Source organism: Actinomadura napierensis, from assembly GCF_039529375.1.
Classification (GTDB): domain Bacteria; phylum Actinomycetota; class Actinomycetes; order Streptosporangiales; family Streptosporangiaceae; genus Spirillospora; species Spirillospora napierensis.
Genome location: NZ_BAAAMR010000283.1, coordinates 1 through 856 on the forward strand (window position 1 = coordinate 1; position 856 = coordinate 856).

1 protein-coding gene is annotated in these 856 nt (G+C 34.8%); it reads right to left on the bottom strand.

Features of this window, described 5'->3' with window-relative positions; genetic code table 11:
- Window positions 1–292 precede the first annotated feature (292 nt).
- The coding region (locus ABD296_RS49455) for a tetratricopeptide repeat protein (protein WP_344285487.1) at window positions 293–856 on the bottom strand (564 nt) is incomplete at its 5' end.

Sequence of the window (856 nt, forward strand, 5' to 3'; positions counted from 1 at the left end):
CTCCGCTGCTGATCCCGATCATGCTGATTGCATCGTACCAGGATAAAAAGGCGCTGAAGAAAGAGCTGGATGAATGCCAAAAAGAAAAAGACCAGGCATCCTGATTATTCAATTGAGCTAATCAAAAGTGTGGAACATTGATGAAATAATAGCGTGGAACGTGAAAAGTCATAAAAAAAGACCGAACAGGGATGCTCGGACTATAAACTAGAAACTACAGCGTTGAATTATAAGGATAATTATACAGCATTTCGTATAAGGTGTATTATGTTAATTTTAGGAAATATTAAAACTAATTTTCAGACTTATCCCACCAACTTTGAGCTAAATCAGTATTTTTAGGAATACCTATACCATCACGATACATAACGGAAAGACTTCGCATTGCTTTCTTATTACCTAACTTTGCAGCCTTTTCACGAAGTTCAAAAGCTTTATTAATATTAACTTCTATTCCGCTATCTGCACGAGTATATAGATCAGCTAACTCAACCATTGATTCAGAATGGCCATTTTCTGAGGCTTTCTGAAACCACTTAAAAGCTTTTTGGAAATGTTCTAAAGAATCGTTTTTGTCATCATCTTCCATTAATCTAGCATAAGTAACATATCCATCAGCTAACCAAAACATTGCTGCTACATTTCCATTTTCTGCTGATTTAAGAGCCCAAACTTCAGCTTGATTTTCATCTGAATCAACACCATGACCATATAGATAAATCTCGGCTAATTCTAACTGAGCAGAAGTATCTCCATTTTCTGCTTTCGCTAATAAATCATTAGAAAAAACAGGTTCTGCAAATGTTTCCATTGAAAGGCAAACTCCTAAAGCCATAAAAATATTTGTTAATTTATT